This is a genomic window from Marinoscillum pacificum (assembly GCF_024714495.1).
In the GTDB taxonomy this organism is placed as follows: Bacteria; Bacteroidota; Bacteroidia; order Cytophagales; family Cyclobacteriaceae; genus Marinoscillum; species Marinoscillum pacificum.
In genome coordinates this window covers 155,733-174,160 of record NZ_JAMZMJ010000011.1, presented here as the reverse complement: position 1 = coordinate 174,160, position 18,428 = coordinate 155,733, and the positions used below count along the sequence as shown (strand labels likewise).

Annotated in this window: 19 protein-coding genes and 1 tRNA gene; 17 read left to right on the top strand and 3 right to left on the bottom strand. The window is 39.2% G+C overall.

Features of this window, described 5'->3' with window-relative positions; genetic code table 11:
- Positions 1–58 precede the first annotated feature (58 nt).
- Positions 59–610, top strand: a complete 552-nt coding sequence (locus NXS00_RS20750; protein ID WP_258101190.1) for an ExbD/TolR family protein — start codon at positions 59–61, stop codon at positions 608–610.
- A 12-nt stretch (positions 611–622) separates the two neighbouring features.
- The gene (locus tag NXS00_RS20745; protein ID WP_258101189.1) at positions 623–1,069 is read left to right on the top strand and encodes an ExbD/TolR family protein; all 447 of its coding nucleotides are present in this window, start codon (positions 623–625) and stop codon (positions 1,067–1,069) included.
- Here the strand turns inward: NXS00_RS20745 and NXS00_RS20740 are convergent.
- The 3 genes from NXS00_RS20740 to NXS00_RS20730 form a co-directional block, all read right to left on the bottom strand.
- Complete coding sequence (locus NXS00_RS20740; protein WP_258101188.1) at positions 1,059–1,481, bottom strand: SRPBCC domain-containing protein; 423 nt, start codon at positions 1,479–1,481, stop codon at positions 1,059–1,061. The genes NXS00_RS20745 and NXS00_RS20740 overlap by 11 nt on opposite strands.
- Before the next feature lie 447 nt (positions 1,482–1,928).
- Positions 1,929–2,537, bottom strand: a complete 609-nt coding sequence (locus NXS00_RS20735) for a hypothetical protein (RefSeq protein ID WP_258101187.1) — start codon at positions 2,535–2,537, stop codon at positions 1,929–1,931.
- 20 nt (positions 2,538–2,557) lie between these two features.
- On the bottom strand, positions 2,558–3,241 hold the full coding sequence (locus tag NXS00_RS20730) for a pseudouridine synthase (RefSeq protein WP_258101186.1): 684 nt from the start codon (positions 3,239–3,241) through the stop codon (positions 2,558–2,560).
- Between the two features lie 109 nt (positions 3,242–3,350).
- On the opposite strand from NXS00_RS20730, the gene NXS00_RS20725 reads away from it, so the two are divergent.
- The 15 genes from NXS00_RS20725 to NXS00_RS20655 all read left to right on the top strand — a co-directional run bounded on the left by NXS00_RS20725 (position 3,351) and on the right by NXS00_RS20655 (position 18,413).
- Positions 3,351–3,941, top strand: a complete 591-nt coding sequence (locus NXS00_RS20725) for a sigma-70 family RNA polymerase sigma factor (protein WP_258101185.1) — start codon at positions 3,351–3,353, stop codon at positions 3,939–3,941.
- Between the two features lie 119 nt (positions 3,942–4,060).
- Positions 4,061–4,840 carry an acyl-CoA desaturase gene (locus NXS00_RS20720; protein ID WP_258101184.1) on the top strand — a complete coding sequence of 260 codons (780 nt, stop codon included), beginning with the start codon at positions 4,061–4,063 and terminating at the stop codon, positions 4,838–4,840.
- Between the two features lie 69 nt (positions 4,841–4,909).
- Complete coding sequence (locus NXS00_RS20715; protein ID WP_258101183.1) at positions 4,910–5,311, top strand: DUF2141 domain-containing protein; 402 nt, start codon at positions 4,910–4,912, stop codon at positions 5,309–5,311.
- Positions 5,312–5,470: 159 nt separating this feature from the next.
- Positions 5,471–7,882 (top strand): ABC transporter permease, encoded by a 2,412-nt coding sequence (locus tag NXS00_RS20710; protein WP_258101182.1) that lies wholly within the window; start codon positions 5,471–5,473, stop codon positions 7,880–7,882.
- Positions 7,883–8,109: 227 nt separating this feature from the next.
- Positions 8,110–8,301 (top strand): hypothetical protein, encoded by a 192-nt coding sequence (locus tag NXS00_RS20705; protein ID WP_258101181.1) that lies wholly within the window; start codon positions 8,110–8,112, stop codon positions 8,299–8,301.
- Positions 8,302–8,312: 11 nt separating this feature from the next.
- Entirely contained in the window at positions 8,313–9,302 is a 990-nt protein-coding gene (locus tag NXS00_RS20700) for a histidine kinase (RefSeq protein ID WP_258101180.1), read from the top strand.
- A gap of 25 nt (positions 9,303–9,327) precedes the next feature.
- A complete protein-coding gene (locus tag NXS00_RS20695) occupies positions 9,328–10,092 on the top strand; it encodes a LytR/AlgR family response regulator transcription factor (RefSeq protein WP_258101179.1) in 765 nt (254 codons plus the stop codon).
- A 177-nt stretch (positions 10,093–10,269) separates the two neighbouring features.
- Entirely contained in the window at positions 10,270–11,535 is a 1,266-nt protein-coding gene (egtB, locus tag NXS00_RS20690; RefSeq protein WP_258101178.1) for an ergothioneine biosynthesis protein EgtB, read from the top strand.
- A gap of 25 nt (positions 11,536–11,560) precedes the next feature.
- Positions 11,561–12,508: an L-histidine N(alpha)-methyltransferase gene (gene egtD, locus NXS00_RS20685; protein ID WP_258101177.1), complete on the top strand. Its 948-nt coding sequence runs from the start codon at positions 11,561–11,563 to the stop codon at positions 12,506–12,508.
- Between the two features lie 60 nt (positions 12,509–12,568).
- Positions 12,569–12,657, top strand: a tRNA-Leu gene (locus NXS00_RS20680).
- Positions 12,658–12,733: 76 nt separating this feature from the next.
- The gene (locus tag NXS00_RS20675) at positions 12,734–13,786 is read left to right on the top strand and encodes a M42 family metallopeptidase (RefSeq protein WP_258101176.1); all 1,053 of its coding nucleotides are present in this window, start codon (positions 12,734–12,736) and stop codon (positions 13,784–13,786) included.
- A 52-nt stretch (positions 13,787–13,838) separates the two neighbouring features.
- On the top strand, positions 13,839–14,951 hold the full coding sequence (locus NXS00_RS20670) for an acyltransferase family protein (RefSeq protein WP_258101175.1): 1,113 nt from the start codon (positions 13,839–13,841) through the stop codon (positions 14,949–14,951).
- Positions 14,952–15,083: 132 nt separating this feature from the next.
- Positions 15,084–15,512 (top strand): response regulator, encoded by a 429-nt coding sequence (locus tag NXS00_RS20665; protein ID WP_258101174.1) that lies wholly within the window; start codon positions 15,084–15,086, stop codon positions 15,510–15,512.
- A complete protein-coding gene (locus NXS00_RS20660; protein ID WP_258101173.1) occupies positions 15,509–16,072 on the top strand; it encodes a biliverdin-producing heme oxygenase in 564 nt (187 codons plus the stop codon). Before NXS00_RS20665 ends, NXS00_RS20660 begins: the two co-directional genes overlap by 4 nt.
- 1 nt (position 16,073) lies before the next feature.
- Positions 16,074–18,413 carry an ATP-binding protein gene (locus NXS00_RS20655; RefSeq protein WP_258101172.1) on the top strand — a complete coding sequence of 780 codons (2,340 nt, stop codon included), beginning with the start codon at positions 16,074–16,076 and terminating at the stop codon, positions 18,411–18,413.
- The last annotated feature ends 15 nt before the right edge of the window (positions 18,414–18,428 follow it).

Sequence of the window (18,428 nt, the reverse complement as noted above, 5' to 3'; positions counted from 1 at the left end):
TTTACAAGGCAGATGTGACTTCTATGAAATGCTGGATTGTAAGGATAAAAGCAAGGCTATGAAACTTAAAAAACGAGAAGTTCAGGAAATCAACACAGGATCTATGGCAGATATTGCTTTCCTTTTGTTGATCTTTTTTCTGGTGTCTACCACCATTCTTCAGGAAAAAGGAGTGTCACTAAAATTACCACCAGAACCAGAGGATCAGGAGATCGCCGAGATTCATGATCGCAATCTGTATAAGATTCTTGTCAATTCAAGTAATCAGTATTTGATTGAAGATCAGAGAAGAGACAATTTGACTGGCCTGAGAGAAGAGGTGAAAGCATTTGTGATGAACAATAGTATTGACCCGGCTCTATCTGTTTCTCCAGATAAAGCTACTATCTCCATCAAAACTAGTAGAGGTACAGACTATAAGTATTTCATCGCGGTACTGGATGAAGTCAAAGAAGCTTACTATGAAATCTACGGAGCACGTGTGGGTATGTCATCTGAAGATTATCGGGCATTAGATTTGGACAAGCCGACGGAACGCGATCTCATCAGCCGAGGAAAGGATGGAATCCCAATGAACATCTCTATTGCTCAACCAGAAAAAACACTTTAAATCCCAAAGATCATGATACGTAAAAAGACACGTGCAAAAGCTGAAATATCAACAGCATCACTTCCAGATATTGTATTCTTATTATTGTTCTTTTTTATGGTAAGTGCTACCATAAAACCAATGAATGATCAGGTGAAATTGACCACTCCGAAGGCTGAAGCTATGACTAAGGTCAATCGGAAGGAGCTTATTCGTGAAATAATTATAGGAAAGCCAATCAATAGAGAAGTTGGGGATCAGGAGGTGATCTCGGTAGATAATCGAGTAATTAAAAAGGAACAACTTACTCAGTGGGTGATGGAGCAAAAAGAAACTCTTCCTGAAAACCTTAAAGATCAAATGATCATTGTGATCAAAGCCGATGAATATGTGAAGATGGGCTTGGTAGATGATGTGCAGGAAGAGCTTAAAAAGGCCAATGCCAGAAAAGTGGTGTATCGAACAACTCCTAAGCTATAGATTCTGCGTATGCCTTGTATGAGTTGAGGATAGCTTGCCATCCACCTTGCTGCATATCATGGGAGTTGCTGTCCTCTGGCTCGAAATCTGATTTGATAAGAACACCTTTGTCTGTGGCTTCAAAAGTCACGCTAACAGTTCTGCCGTCATCCAGTGTATATTCGATTAATTCATTGGTGTTTACAGTATCATACACTCCTCCAAACTCGAAACTAAAGCTTCCGTCTTTGGCTGCCATGGTGGAAGAAAACTTTCCTCCAACCTGAAGATCATTGGTGGCAGATGGACAATGCCAGTCTGGTGATGCCTGATTCCATTTGGTAATATGTTCTGGGGTTGTCCATATTTCCCAGGCTTTTTCTACTGGTACGGCTATTTCTGCTTCGATGTGGAGTGTCGTTTTGTTGCTCATTGTCGTTTGATTAATTATCTATAACAAAGCTAAAAACTCTTAACTGAAACTCTCAAGTGTAAAAACGACATGATTGTAGGTGGTTTGCGACATAGTTTGATTTGGTTGAAATGAGTCGCACATTTATTGAAAGCTGTTAGCCCTTAATTACTCTAAATGGAAGAGTTATTATCCCCCAGACGATCTGAAAAACGGCTTTTAAAGTAAAGCCGACTATTCTAAATGGGAGTAGGATCAACCAGAAAATTGCCAGTATAAAAAATAGACCGATAGCTATAGGTGCCGACAGAGTAAATAATATGCACCAAAGTAGTATGACAATAAGAGTACGCATGTTTTAGTGCGTGCAAATAACTGACCATTTTTTGTAATTAATTGTTATTCAGTGTCTTAAGTGAATGTTGGGCTGCATGATTGATCGCAAGCGTACACATAGTGTTCATTTTTTTATAGTGCCACTTGAAAGCCGAGGGCGATGATGATCCCTCCAGGTCGAATAAATTCCAGAAAACCTTCCTCTTCAGCGGTTAAGGAATTATTGTTGTTTACTCTGTAGATGTTCGAATTTGAGCTTTTTATGGCGTATCCAGTTTCCAGGTAAAATACATTTTGATCACTCAGAACCCAGTGATAATTTGCTGACAAATTCAGCGAGCCACATGGTAGTAAGGCTAGATCGACGAATCTAGTATCTCCGGAATCATCGGTCAAGGTTAGGTTTAGTTCATCTATGCCTGGACAATAAGAATATCCCAATCCAAAGCCCCAGCCATTTCTACTTAAATCAGATAGTCTCAAGCCAGCATTGTATTTTAGACCCCATGCACCAATTCCTATACCAGCTCTTATTCCCAGTAAATCATATATTGGCACGGAAAAGCCAATCCCCAAAAGACCGGCATGATTGTCAAATCCTCCACTAAAATTTAAATATATCGGTACAGGTTCATTATTGGCCTGATCTATTGGTTTCTTGCTATAGTTGGCGTCAAATTGTGAAAATGCTAATTCTGAGAGGCATAAAAAGCCAAAAAGGAAGATTAGTAGAGATTTCATTATGGTCTAGATTGATTAATTCAACTACTAAAATGCATCAATTTCATCATTCGTAGAAATTCCGAAGGTAGATCTGCTTCTATTTTTATTTCTTCTTTAGAGACTGGGTGGGTGAATTCCAGTGACTTGGCATGAAGCATCATTTGCGTCATATTCCATTTCTCCATGAACAAACGATTTTGTTTGTTACAGCCATGTGGTCTATCAGCAATGATCGGATGAAAAATATGTGCCATATGTTTACGAATCTGATGCATTCGCCCTGTTTCCGGAGTTACCTCAACGAGTGAGTATCTGGAAGTGGCATGTTTCCCAAAAGGTACTGGGAGTTCACAGCGTTGCACGCATTGATAATGACTTACTGCATCCTGTAGTTTGCCATCATCCCGATGAAGTGGGTAATCTATCGTTCCCTGATCATCTATATAGCCTCTTACGATCGCCAGGTATTTTTTAGTGATTACTTTTTCAGCAAATAATGGTTGGGTGATTTTATGAGTTTGTTCGTCCAGGCTAAACAGCAGTACGCCAGAAGTTTTTCTGTCCAATCGATGAGCAGGAAATACGTGTTGATCTATTTGATTTCGAAGCTCTTGCACCGCAAATTGCTCAGCGTCCATGGCAATTGGTGAGCGATGAACCAGAAGCCCGGCGGGTTTGTTAATAGCAATAAGATATTCGTCTCGATAGACTATCTCCAACATAACGTAATCGCAATATTTTAATATGACATTAATCAAAACTCGTCGATTAATGCCGCAAAGATGGCTCAAATATTCAAGGTCTGCTTAAATTTGAATTTCAATAACACAGGTGACTCAAGCAAAAACGATAGCATTATACCAACCCATGCTGCAGGCTATAGCCTACAAGATGGTGGGTTGCATGCATGACGCAGAAGATATGGTTCAGGATGCTTTCTTGAAGTATCTTACTGTAGATCAGGAGAAAATAGTCAATGCTAAGGCTTATCTGATCAAGTCAGTAACCAATAATTGCCTCAATCATCTAAACAGTCTTAAAGAAAAGAAGAAGGACTATTTAGATAGTGTGAAGCTTCCCGACCTATTTGAGAAAATAGATTTCAGTCATTTGGACTTGAAACAAGAGCTTAATTCTGCATTGAATGTACTTCATAAGAAATTAGGGCCACTAGAGCGAGGGTTATTCGTTCTAAGGGAGGGCTTTGATTTTGACTATGACGAATTGCAGCAGATTTTCAATAAAAAGAAAGATCACTGTCGTCAACTCGTATGCAGAGCGAAAGAAAAGCTTTCAAAAGAGAGCGAAAAATTTACCTATTCCTTCGATTCAGACAAATATTTTGCGGCTATCAAAAAAGCCTGTTCTAGTGGAGAATTCGATGATTTATTAGATCAAATTCTCGATTCGGACGAGAAGTAAGAAAAAAAGTTTCAACTTTTTTCAGATTCTTGTCACAAACCATCTCACAACTTGTCTTAGTGTGTAAAGGGGCTATTCCCTTAACTAAAAGTTGAAATAATCATTTTAAATAATTGTAGATGGAAGTAATCATCCCATTCTTTATAGCGCACTGGTACTTGTCGCTATTTTTTCAGACTTTTTTCCTTCATAGATATGCTGCACACAAAGCATTTACTATGAGCAAATTTTGGGAGAAGGTCTTTTTTGTTTTAACCTGGTTTTTCCAAGGTTCAAACTACCTTAGTGCATATGGCTATGGTGTAATGCACAGAATGCACCATGCTTTTGCTGATACCCCTAATGATCCACACTCTCCTAAATACGATGAGAGTTTGTTTAAGATGATGTGGAAAACGAAAACGATCTACTCGGATATTACCAATAAGAAAGTAGAAGTAGACAAACGATTTACAGATGGAGTTCCTGAATGGCAGGCGTTTGACAAGTTTGCAAGATCTTGGGTCTCTAGATTGCTATGGGGTGCAGCTTATTTCTCCGTTTACTGGTTCTATGCTGACACATGGTGGTTATGGTTGTTATTGCCAGTTCAGTTTATTCTTTCTCCTGTTCATGGAGCGATTATCAACTGGTTTGCACACTTGTATGGTTATAGAAACTTCGAGGTAGGAGATACTTCTAAAAACTTCTTACCATTCGATTTCTTGATGATGGGCGAGAGCTATCACAACAATCACCACAAGCATGGCTCAAGAGCTAACTTCGGTGGAGTGAGATGGCATGAAATTGATCCTACCTATCAGGTGATCAAAGTCTTGAACCTGGTCGGAATTATTAAAATGGCCAAGCAGAAAGAAGTGAAAATGGAGCGAATGAATAAGAAAAAGGTCGCTGCTTAAGATATTTAGTTTAAATTCATGAAGCCACTTCAATTAACTTTGGAGTGGCTTTTTTCGTAAATAGGTTCTATGATTTTGAATGCTTTTTTACTCTTCGTCAGTTTAGTGTCACCAAATACTCTGCAGATTACGGTAGAAGGAATCGAGAAAGAACAAGGATTCATTCGTGTTGCATTTTATAATTCTGAAGAGATTCATTTGGATGAAAAAACAGTCAGCTATTATCATGAGGAACCTGTTAATAGTGTAGGTAGTATGTCGTTTGATGTGCCTATTCCTGAAGGTGATTATTCTGTGGCTATTTATCATGATGTTAACTCTGACAAAGAGCTCAATAAAAGCATGATTGGTATTCCCAAAGAGCCTTATGGTTTCTCTAACAATGTAATGGGCATGTTTGGTCCTCCATCATTTGATGAAGCGAAGATCTCCTTCCCAGAAGTGAAAAAGATTACCATCAGTTTGCGCTAATTAAACAAAGTTGACCAAGTATTAGAAGAAAGTGCTCAAACGCGCTGTAACGGATATCTATGACCATTTACATGTCATTAGCTGCCCTTGGTCAAATAAAAACACACCTCCATACTTTCTGTCGTTGGTATAGGATAACAATCTAAACCAACTAAACGCATGTTACTCAACTACTTAAAAATTGCGTATCGCAATTTTGTCAAGCAGAAGGTATATTCTATCGTTAATATCGGTGGCTTGGCAATTGGTCTCACTTGTTTCATTCTCATCTTTTTATACATACAAGATGAGTTGAGTTATGATCGTTTTCATTCCAAATCGGATCGGACGTATCGATTGGTGGAACATTTTGAAAGTGAGGGAGTAGGTGAGCATAGTGCTTCGCAACCATTCCCAACAGGACCAACAATGGCTGCCGATTTTGGAGATCAGATTGTGGCTATGACACGCATGTTCAATTTTCAATCACCGTCATTAGCTCTGGCCAATCGCGAACGAGAAAAAGCATTCAATGAATCTCGCATCTTCTTCGTGGATTCAACATTCTTTGAGGTTTTTGATTTCGAATTAAAAGTGGGAGATAAGGAATCTGCACTGGATGAACCCAACAGCATCTTACTGACAGAAACGATGGCGACCAAGTATTTCGGTGATGAAAATCCTATGGGTAAACTACTGGAGTTTCAAGGGAATCAGAATCTAAAGGTAACGGGAATACTTGCTGATGCTCCATTGAACGCTCACTTTCAATATGACTTTCTCTCATCTTTTTCTAGTTTGAAACAATCCTTTGGAGGAGGTTATCCGAGAACATGGTATTGGAATCCATGCTGGACGTATGTAGTGCTAGAAGACGGTGTAAACCCTGAATTAGTAGAAGCCCAATTTCCAGATTTTGTCTCGAAGTATTTCCCTCCTTTTATAGTGGAGGATGTTACATTGGAACTACAACCCTTAGAGGCTATCCATTTGACCTCTAGATTAGACTATGAGATTCGAGCGAACAGTAGCAAGGCTAATCTTCAAATTTTTGGGATTGTGGCGATATTCGTTTTGCTTATCGCTACCATCAATTTTATCAATCTATCTACTGCCAGAGCCAATAAGAGGGCTAAGGAAGTTGGTGTGCGTAAGTCATTAGGTAGTGAGAAAAGTCAATTGATTACCCAGTTTGTTGTAGAGTCTATCGTTTTAACATGTTGTGCAGTAGTTCTTTCATTAGTTCTGGTGTTATTGTCATTGCCTTCTTTCAATACTTTGACTGAAAAGGCGATTAGTTTTAGTTCCTTGATGGTTCCAGAAATGCTGGTCGGACTAAGCTTATTGACTTTAATTGTTGGTTTGTTGTCAGGTTTTTACCCCGCTTTCGTGATGTCTTCTTTCAAAACAGTCGAGGTAATCAAAAGTGCAAGTGTCAAGGTAAGTGGATTCAATTTCAGAAGGGTATTGGTGACTTTTCAATTCACGATTTCTATTGTGCTTATCATCGGGACGATAGTGGCAGTACGTCAGTTAAATCTGCTACAAAACGATGAAGTTGGTTTTGATAAAGAAGCTGTGGTGATGGTGCCCGTAATTAGAAGCCCCATGGGACAGCATTATGAAAACTTTAAAAACATTGCTTTAGCTAGTCCAAGGGTATTGAGTGTTACTGGTGTTGAGGAGATTGTTGGAAGTAAACACCAGGTCAATAACTATCAGTTTGAAGGAATGGAACAATCTAAGCCATTTCCACACTTCAATGTGCGACATGATTTTGCACAGACTATGGGGCTGGAAGTGGTAGCAGGGCGAGATTATTCCTATGAGTTTCAAACAGACGACTCCCTGGCACTGGTAGTGAATGAGACTTTTGTAAAAAGTATGAATTGGGAATCTCCTGAGGCGGCTATCAATAAGCGTTTTTATTATCGTGGTGAGTTGAAGGGAAAAGTAGTAGGAGTGGTAAAGGATTACAACTTTGTTTCTAAACATCATGAGATAGCGCCGTTCGTAATTACTTTGAATACCCATCCGTTTGCTTTCAATTTGTTCATCAAATATGTAGCAGTAAAAGTGGATGCTGCACAAGTGCAGGAAGCCGTAGCTGATATAGAATCCGCCTGGATGCAGGTGATGCCACAGCGACCATTCGATTACTTTTATTTGGATCAAAGGCTGAGCGATTCTTACAAAGCAGAAAAGAAACTCAGTACGGTGACAATCATATTTTCAGGTCTTGCCATTTTTGTAGCGTGTCTAGGTTTATTTGGATTGACCACTTATGCTATGGAGCAACGAAAAAAAGAAATTGGCATCAGAAAAGTACTTGGAATCACTACATCTCAAATAGTAATGTTACTTTCCAGTGAGTTTATGTCTCTCATCGCGATCGCATTTTTGATTGCTATTCCGTTGGCATATTTCGCTCTGGATGAGTGGCTTAGTAGTTTTGCTTTTAGGGTAGATATGGTGGTTTGGCCATTCATTATGGCAGGTGTCATTACCACTATGATTGCCGTTTTGACCATGGCGTTTCATAGCTTAAAGGCATCACTTATAAATCCTGCGGAAACCTTAAAATATGAGTAAGTGAAAAACTATCTCGCAGAATATTTGGCTAGGCAAACGAAATATCTCAATTTAGAGTATGTTGATCCATAGGGTCTACCACCTCCATAGTTGATTTTAGGTTTTAAGGATATTAAGTGCTGGTTTATCCGGTATGTTTTTGTGTTCGTCTAACAATACTCTTTTTAGTAGTGAAGGTGATTCAAAAACGGTATTTTGTCTTTAAGTAATCCCTAAATAATTGAAGTATGATCACTGTTCTAAGAAGACTCGTTTACTTTGGAGCCCTTTTTATTGCCTTGATGGGTGTGTTCTTTATGCTCGTTAAAAACGACATGGGATATGTTCCTCAATCAATGAAGGTATTTCTTTTAAGTTTTGTCTTTTTTATCGGTGGGCTGCTGGCAATTGTCATTGCAAAAAGAGGTTTAGGTGGTTAAAAGGTTGCTAAATGTCAGATGTTGTAAAGATCTTGTACGTCGATGACGAACGAGGTAATATCGATTACTTCCGATCGGTTTTCAGACGTGAATATGAGATTGTAACGGCCAACTCGGGAGAGGAAGGCTTAGAAATATTACTTAAAAATCAAGATATACCTGTGATTCTCACAGACCAGCGCATGCCTCGTATGACTGGTGTGGAGTTTCTTAGGAAGTCAATAGATATCGCTAGAGATAGTATCCGTATTTTGGTGACGGGGTATGCGGATATGGAGACGGTAATCAATGCCGTTAACCTGGGGCATATCTATTACTATATCTCTAAGCCATGGACGTATGATGAAATGCAAATCATCATCAAGCGAGCTATTGAAACATATCGTTTGCGTTCTATCAATAAAGAGCTGTTGATTAGGTCGGAAAGGATGGAGAAGGAGCGTGTGGTGGCGCAGTTGGAAAATTTGAGAAATCAAGTGAATCCTCACTTTTTGTTCAACTGTCTCAATACGTTGCACGCTTTGGTTCATGACAATGATACAGCTCGTCAGTTTGTGAAGAATTTGGCCAGTACCTATCGTTACTTGCTGGAACATAGCGAAAACCTTGTTCCGTTGGTTTCTGAGATCTCTTTTGTTGAGAACTATATTCACTTGCAGCGAGTACGGTTTAAAGATGCCTTTGATTTCGAAATGAATATTGATGATCTTGATAAGGATTTTATGATTCCTAGTGCTTCTTTGCAGTTGTTAGTGGAGAATACGCTGAAGCATAATAAAATCACCAAAGAGAATCCTTTAACTGTTTCTGTATTTGTGGAAGACGGTTGGTTGATTGTAAAAAATAAGTATCAGCCAAAAGAGTCTAAAAGAGATTCAACAGGTATTGGACAGAAAAATTTATTGGCAAGGATGTCATATTTGTCATTGCCAGCTCCGGAATTTTACCTGGAAGGTGAATTTTACATTTCGAAAATTCCATTATTAAAAGATAAATCCTAACTTAAAAATAAAGGTTGCTCAAGATATGTTAAAGGTTGCTATAATCGAAGATGAACCACTTGCTGCGGAAGACCTGGAAAAGACCCTTGGTCAGGTAGATCCGGATGCTCAGGTAGTAGTAAAGCTGGCAAGTGTAAAGTCTGCAATAGAATGGTTGGAACAAAACGAAGTGGATCTCATACTCTCAGATATTGAGCTGGGAGATGGGTTAAGTTTCGATATTTTCAATGAAGTAGAAAATACTGCTCCAATTATCATTACCACAGCATATGATCAATATGCTATTCGTGCGTTCAAAGAAAATAGTGTGGACTATTTGCTTAAACCTATCGATAAAGGTGAACTGGAACGTGCTATTGGAAAATATAAAAATTGGGGGCAGAATGGTCAGGAATTTGATATGGGTAACCTTTTGGAGGTGCTTAAGCCCTATTCTGATCAGAAATTTCAAGAGAGATTTTTAGTAACACTAGGAGAAAAAATTCATTCCATTCCAGAAGAGGAAGTGGCTTACTTCTTTAGTGAAGATCGATATACATTTCTGGTGACAAAAAAGGGAACCCAACATATCATCAATACAAATCTTGGCGATCTGGAAGGAAGTCTTAACCCTAAGAAATTTTACCGCATCAACAGGAAGTTTATTATTTCCTATGCCAGTATTCAAAATATGGTGTCTTACTCTAAGAGTAGAGTAAAGATCGATTTGGTTCCACCACCACCTAATGCGATGGAAGTGGTGGTGAGTGTGGAGCGCTCAGGACCATTCAAGAGATGGCTCAACGACTAACGGTAATCGGAACTATTACCACCTTGATCACTGTTTAATTAATAAGCAGTAAGGTTTAAGTTTTTGAGTTTTTGATTATTAAGAAAGCTCTGGTCAATTTGATCAGAGCTTTTTTTATTAACTTCTTTTCTAAACCAGAACGTGCTTTTGGAGTTGAAGAATATAGAGCTCTCATTAATGCAACACTCACAAACTACATCACCCAATCTTACTGAAGAATTCATCTCTAGATTCAGAACAGTCAGAGATAGATTTGAAAAACTTGTTGACCCTTTAGAAATAGAAGATTTTGTCGTTCAGCCGGTACAAGATGTCAGTCCACCAAAATGGCATCTAGCTCACACTACATGGTTTTTTGAAGTCTTTGTGCTGGTTCCAAATGTGCCTGATTACAAGTTGTTTCATCCAGATTATTCCATGCTTTTCAATAGCTACTATGTTTCAGCGGGAGATCGCTGGACAAGAGCAGAGCGCGGTTTCTTGACGCGACCAACGGTAAAAGAAATTATGGCATATCGTGCTCATGTGGAAGAGCATATGTTGGCTTTTCTGGAGTCTACTGAAATCACTGTAGAACTGGCATATGTGTTGGAGATCGGTTTGCAGCACGAACAGCAGCATCAAGAGTTGTTCTTATATGATATCAAATACATATTGGGTCATAATCCATTATTCCCAGAATATGCAAAGTCCGTCCAGCGACATAATGAATTTAAAGAATTGGGATGGTTGAAGGTAGAAAAGAATAATTACCATATTGGTCACGTGGGAGAAGACTTTTGCTTTGACAATGAATTAGGAAATCATGAGGTCCATCTGGAAGCATTTGAGATCGCAGACCGGCTAATTACCAATGCAGAATATTTAGAGTTTATGAACGATGGTGGATACCAAAATCATGAGTTCTGGCTGTCTGAAGGTCTTGATTGGGCCAATAAGCAAGTAATTAAGGCGCCGATGTATTGGATCAAGGAAAATAACCAATGGATGCAGTATACTTTGGAAGGCCTGAGACCAATTGATCCAAATGAGCCTGTGAGTCACTTGTCCTATTACGAAGCGGACGCTTATGCAAGATGGTCGGGTTATCGGCTTCCAACAGAATTTGAGTGGGAAGTAGCTTGCACAATGTATGAAAACTCCATTCCGTCTGAGGCATTGCTCCTGGATAACGAGGAATATCATCCAAAAACAATGAATGGATATGGTTTTTATGGAAACCTTTGGGAATGGACATCCAGTGCTTATTTGCCATATCCCTTTTATAAAGTGCCGGATGGCGCCTTGGGTGAATACAATGGTAAATTCATGGTCAATCAAAAAGTACTTCGTGGAGGGTCTTTCGCGACACCAAAAGAACAGATTCGATCTACGTATAGAAACTTCTTTCACCCACATTTACAATGGCTTTTTAGCGGAATCAGATTAGCCAAACATATCTAATACGAACCCTATAATTAACTCAATTTTGTCGTTAACACAATTCGCAAGAGACATAGAAGAAGGTCTCTCATCTAACCCAAAGCGATTATCATCTAAGTACTTTTATGATGCTGTTGGGGATAAACTCTTTCAGCAAATTATGAATCTGGAGGAGTATTACCTTACCAGAGCTGAACTGAACATATTTCAAACACAAAAAGAAAGATTTCTGGAGCTGTTTGATTCAGGAGGGGCATTTAGAATCGTAGAGCTTGGAGCAGGAGATGGAATGAAAACAAAAGTGCTGTTGAAGTACTTTCAAGGGGAAGGCGCAGACTTTTCTTATTGTCCAGTGGATATTTCAGCTAATGTGCTCAATGATTTAGAGCGAAACGTAAAGGCCGAAATTCCAGAATTGAAAATAGAGCCTCTTGCAGGGGATTACTTCAAGGTGCTGGCGGATTTAAAATTCAAAAATCATAAGCGGAATATCGCTTTTTTCCTGGGGTCTAATATTGGCAATTTCCGACATGACCTGGCTGTTGACTTTCTTTCTAGTATTCAGTCCAACTTACACAAAGGGGATTATTTGTTGATAGGGTTTGATTTGAAAAAGGATCCTAAGAGAATTTTGGCTGCCTACAATGATTCGCAAGGAGTGACCAAAGCTTTCAATATGAATCTGCTTACCCGAATCAATAATGAACTGGATGGTGATTTTAAGCTAGAGAATTTTGATCATAACCCAATTTATGATCCGCTCACGGGAGAATGCCGGAGTTATTTGATTGCTAAAAAAGAGCAGGATGTGTGTTTGAATGCTATCCAAAAGAAAATTCACTTCCGACAGTGGGAACCAATATTCATGGAAGTGTCCAAAAAATATGATTTGTCAGAGATAGAAGCATTAGCCAATTCTACTGGATTCAAGGTGGTAGAAAATTTGTTTGACGATGAAAAACTCTTCGCAGATTCTATCTGGGAAGTAGTTTGATATTTTCACTGACAGTTCCTTTTCATTCTCAATTATCAAACTAAATTTGCCGACGCATATGCGCACGTGGCGGAATTGGTAGACGCGCTAGGTTGAGGGCCTAGTGGCCGTTTTAGGCCGTGGAAGTTCGAGTCTTCTCGTGCGCACCAAATAAAAAAGGGTCTGGTCAAATCATTGGTCAGACTTTTTTGTTTTACAGGTACGAAAAATCATTAATTTGACATCATGAAGGTAGACGTTCAATTATTAAAAGACATATGTGAAGCTCCAGGTGCTCCTGGATTTGAGAACCCAGTACGAAAACTGATCATTGAGCAAATCAAAGATCATGTAGATGAGTACAGTATTGATAATATGGGCAACTTGATCGCCATCAAGAAAGGAACTAAGAATCCTGACGGTAAGAAAGTAATGGTTGCTGCTCACATGGATGAAATTGGCTTCCTAGTTTCTCATATTGATGACAAAGGGTTTATTCGCTTCCAAACTTTAGGAGGCTTTGATCCTAAGACGTTGACGGCTCAGCGTGTGATCATTCACGGTAAAGAAGATGTGATCGGCGTAATGGGGAGTAAGCCTATTCACGTAATGAAGCCTGAAGAGCGCAACAAGCCATCTAAAATTGATGAGTATTTCATCGATTGTGGAATGAGCAAAGAAGAGCTTGAGAAGAAAATTGAAATAGGTGATCCAATCACACGCGAGCGTGAGCTGATCGAAATGGGTGAGTGTGTCAACTGTAAATCAATCGACAACAGAGTATCTGTTTATATCCTCATCGAAGCCTTGAAAAATATAAAGAGCCCTGCATTTGATTTTTATGGGGTGTTTACGGTGCAGGAGGAAGTAGGTATTCGTGGAGCGAATGTTTCTGCGCATAGTATCAATCCTGATTTTGGTATTGCATTGGATACAACAATCGCTTATGATTTGCCAGGTGCTCAAGCACACGAGCAGGTAACGGCTCTTGGTGCCGGGACAGCAGTGAAAATCATGGATGCGATGACAATCTGTGATAGCAGAATGGTGAAGTTCTTGAAAAAGACCGCAGATTCACACCAAATCAAATGGCAACCAGAAATCCTGGCTGCTGGTGGTACTGATACTTCAGGTGTGCAAAGAATGGGTAAAAATGGGTCAATTGCTGGTGCTATTTCCATCCCAACCCGTCATCTGCATCAGGTAATAGAGATGGCGCATAAAGACGATATCGTTGGCTCTATTGAATTACTCATTGCTGCGTTGGAAGAAATCGATACGGCTAGCTGGGAATATTGATTCGAATAAGTCTGCTATTTTTATGGCATCTTGTATGTGATAATCAACTAGCATGACAGTAAAACAAAGATTTCTATCCCTGGATGTCTTCCGGGGAGCAACAGTTTTTTTAATGATCGTAGTGAACAACCCCTGTCAATGGGGTGTTCAGTACGGTCCTTTACAGCATGCCGCCTGGCATGGGTTTACACTTACCGACTTAGTTTTTCCTTCTTTTTTGTTTGCAGTAGGCAATTCCATGGCATTTGTTATGAGCAGGTATGAAGAGCAGGGAGATGGCTTTTTCTGGAAGAAAGTTCTCAAGCGGTCATTGTTAATTTTTTTAATTGGCCTGGGTCTTAACTGGTTTCCATTATATGATTTCGGCTCTGGAGAATTTATCTCATTTTCTTCTTTACGAATATTTGGAGTGTTGCAACGGATAGCATTCTGTTATCTGTTAGCAGCTATCATTATCCATTATGCCAAAACCAACCGTGCGATTATTAATACTTCAGTTGCCGTCCTCTTTGGGTATTGGTTGGTGGTGTGGTCTCTGGGAAATGGAGACCCATACAGTCTGGCGGGATTTGTAGGTAATCAATGGGATTTAGCAGTTGTAGGACCTAATCATGTCTATCAGGGAGAAGGAATGCCGTTTGATCCAGAAGGATTGTTAAGTACGCTTCCAGCAGTTGTTAATGTCCTAATTGGCTATTTAGTAGGGCTATTTGTAACCCGCAATGGAGTGTCCTATGAAGTGATTGCCAAGCTATTGATCGCTGGTATATTATTGATTTTGGCTGGATTGACCTGGGATTTATTCTTTCCATTGAATAAGAAAATCTGGACTAGTTCGTTTGTATTATTGACATCTGGAATTTGTATGAGTGCATTAGCGTTGCTTTCATACTTTATCGAGTTAAGAAAAAGTGAGCGTTGGACTCATTTCTTTGTAGTATTTGGTAAGAATCCGTTGTTTATTTATGCATTTTCATGGGTGCTTGCAGTGCTCTTTTGGATGGTGAATGTTGGAGGGCAACCTATACAGACATGGATATATGAAACCTATTTGTTAGCTTTGCCTGCATCATTAGCCTCGCTTTTCTACGCTATTACCTTCACCTTGTTAAATTGGATTATTGGATTTTTTCTTGATCGGAAAGGAATCTATGTGAGAGTATAATGTTTAAATGCCTCGTATTCTTTCAGTTATAAGAGAAAAAATCATGTTTTTAAGAATGTTGCTATATTTGATAGCATCACATTCTTGCATATGTATGTGATTTAATGGCCCTAGAAGAAAAATATGTCAAAAATGAATTATAGTATTCTGATAGCTGAGGATGATTTTGATGATCGATTGCTGATTCAGGATGCATTTGAAGCCAATGGTATAGAAGCTGGAGTTACCGAATATGCAGAAAACGGTGATGAGCTGATGACTATTCTTAGTAATAGAGAGGAGCCACCAACTTTGATTTTTATGGATCTTAATATGCCGAAAATGGATGGTCGTGAAGCGATTAAGGCAATTAAAAGTGATCCACAATTCAAACAGATACCAGTTATTGTATTTACAACTTCTGCTTCAGAGGATGATATTCAGTCCTCATATCTACAAGGTGTAAACACCTACTTTACGAAACCTACTATGTTTAAAGATTTGGTGGAAATGGTTTCTGTAATTAAGACTTACTGGCTTGAAAAAGCTGCATTGACTCCTCTAAATTTTTACATTCGTTGATAGCAGAAGAAATTAAAAAGTTTACAGCTACACTTCATACGCAAGTAGAGCAGGAACTAATTTCTAAACTTTTTAACCCTGAATTATCCCCAGCTGAGTACGCACGCATACTATCACATTTTCATTATGCTTATGATCAAATGGAGAATGTCTTGGAATCTATGTCGGAGGGTAATGAGTTATTGCATGATCGATCTAAGCTCTCCTGGATTAAGCATGATTTGGAAAACCTGGATAGCGGGAGTGAAAGTGTCCTGTTAAATCAAACTTTTGACTTAGAAGTAAACTATGCATCTTGTTTAGGTGTATCTTATGTAATGGAAGGGGCTACTTTGGGAGGTAAGTTTATTGCTAAGAAGCTTCAGGAGTTGGAGTGGATTGAAAAAGATAAACACTTGAATTTCTTTCTGAGTTATGGAGATAGCCGAGGGGAAAAATGGAAAGAATTTTTGAATTTGCTGAACGCTTATGGTGATGCAAATCCGACACGCCAATCGGAAGTACTTGTAGCATCTGAAAAAGCATTTCAATTTATGCACGCCGTAATAAAATTAATTTGAGTTGAAGCAGCCATCATTTATCGCAACACTGGATAATTGCCACGAAGAGCCAATACATATTCCCGGTACTATTCAGCCGCATGGTTTTTTAGTGGTACTAGATCCAATTGAGTTAACTATTCGATTCCTCAGTCAAAATGTGGAAGAATATACTGATTTCAAACTGGATCAGCTGCTTGGACAGTCAGTGGGTGTACTGGTTGGTTCAGATGTGCTGAAGCAACTTGATCAGGTAAAAGATGATGCAGATTTTGAACCGATCAATCCGTTTGTGCTGAGCTTGGAAAATGCGAAAGGGGAAGCAGTTAAAATGGATGCGAGTTTAACTCGCAACGAAAAATATTTACTGTTAGACGTAGAACCATCTAGCATTCAGGATCAAACGGCTTTTCTAAGCTTTTATCATCAGATTAGAAACGTAGTAAGAGATCTGATTTCTGCTGAATATTTACAAGATATATTTGATTATGCTGTTTCTGAAACGCGTCAATTAACGGGTTTTGATCGTGTAATGCTATATCGATTTGATGAAGAATATAATGGGGAAGTTGTTGCGGAATCTAAGGTAGATCATCTCAATTCTTTTCTAAAGCAGCATTTTCCCGAATCTGACATTCCCGCACAGGCAAGACAGCTGTATTTGCGAAATAGAGTTCGGACAATTGCTGATGTCAATGCTGTTGCTAGTCCAATAGTCCCTGTGGCATCGCCAATTGACATTGGAACAAGCTCACTGAGAAGTGTGTCACCAATCCATTTGCAATACTTGAGAAATATGGGGGTGCAGGCATCTATGTCTATCAGTATCATCGTAGAAGGAAAGCTTTGGGGATTGATAGCATGTCATCATTATGCTCCACATGTGGTGCCTGTAAATGTGAAAGAAGCTGCCTCTTATTTAGGAATGATCGTTTCCTATCTGATCAATACGAAAGAACAGTCTCAGCAAAGAATTAGAACAGCCGAACTTCAGTCTCTCTTAGCAAAGTTAACGGGACAAATAGCCAATGAAGAAGACTTTCTTGATGGGTTACGAAAAGAGGCTTCTTCATTGATGTCCATGATGAATGCGCAGGGAGTTGTTTTGAGTGTTAATTCAAAATCTGAAGTTTATGGAAGTACACCTTCCGGTGAATGGATTGATCAGATAGCAGAGTGGGCGCAGAAGAATGCTACTATTACTTCTGATTACCAAACCAATCAGTTGGCATTGGAAAATGAAGTCTTTAAACCAATTAGTAAGGTTGTCTCTGGTGTTTATTTCTTGTCTTTATCGCAGGATTTCGATGAATACATCATGTGGTTACGTCCTGAGGTGATCGAGACAAAAAATTGGGGAGGTAAACCAGAGAAAATTATAGAGTTTCAGGATGATGGAAGTCATCGGTTAATGCCAAGAAAGTCTTTTGAGTTGTGGCAAGAGAATGTTCAATACAAGTCGCTTTTATGGGATAAAGTTGAGCTGGATATTGCGGTTAACTTTAAGGGTATACTCATGAATTATATCGTTCGAAAAAGCGAACGACTTAAGCGGACTAATGAGCGGTTGGAAGCCAATGTGAAATTGCGTACTCATGATCTTGAGAAAGAAATTCAGGACAGGCAGCAAATTCAGAATGAGCTGAAAATTGCGCTTAAAGACGCGCAACAGTCCAATGCTGAATTGGAGCAATTTGCATATGTGGCATCGCATGATTTGCAGGAGCCTTTACGGAAAATTCAAGCGTTTGGTGATCGATTGAAAGAATTGCAGGAAGGTAAACTAGATCCAAAATCCAGTGATTATCTCAGCCGGATGATAGGGGCTTCAGCAAGAATGCAAACGCTAATTAAAGATTTACTAAGTTTCTCAAGAATTAACCGTTCTTCTGATCCTTTTGAACAAATAGACGCTAACTCAATCATCGATCAAGTGTTGGGTGATTTACAGGTTCTTGTTCAGCAAAAAGAAGCTGTGATTGAGGTGGAAAAGCTAGGTTTCGTATATGGTGATAAGCTTCAGATATACCGCATATTTCAAAACCTCATCCAGAATGCGCTGAAATTTGCCAAAGCTGACGAAACAACACCAAAAGTGATAATAGGTAAGCAGAAGGATGAGTCCAATGGAGTTACCTTCTATGTGAAAGACAATGGTATCGGCTTTGATATGGCTTTCGTTGATAAAATATTCGGATTGTTCGAGCGCTTGCATGGCAAGTCGGCTTACGAGGGTACAGGGTTAGGTTTAGCTATTTGTCGTAAAATTGTTGAAAGACATCAAGGTCGTATTTGGGCTGAAAGCGCATTAGGCGAAGGGACTACTTTCTACGTGCAGTTCCCTCATAGTCTACAGAAGTGATAAAAAAGAAAGGCC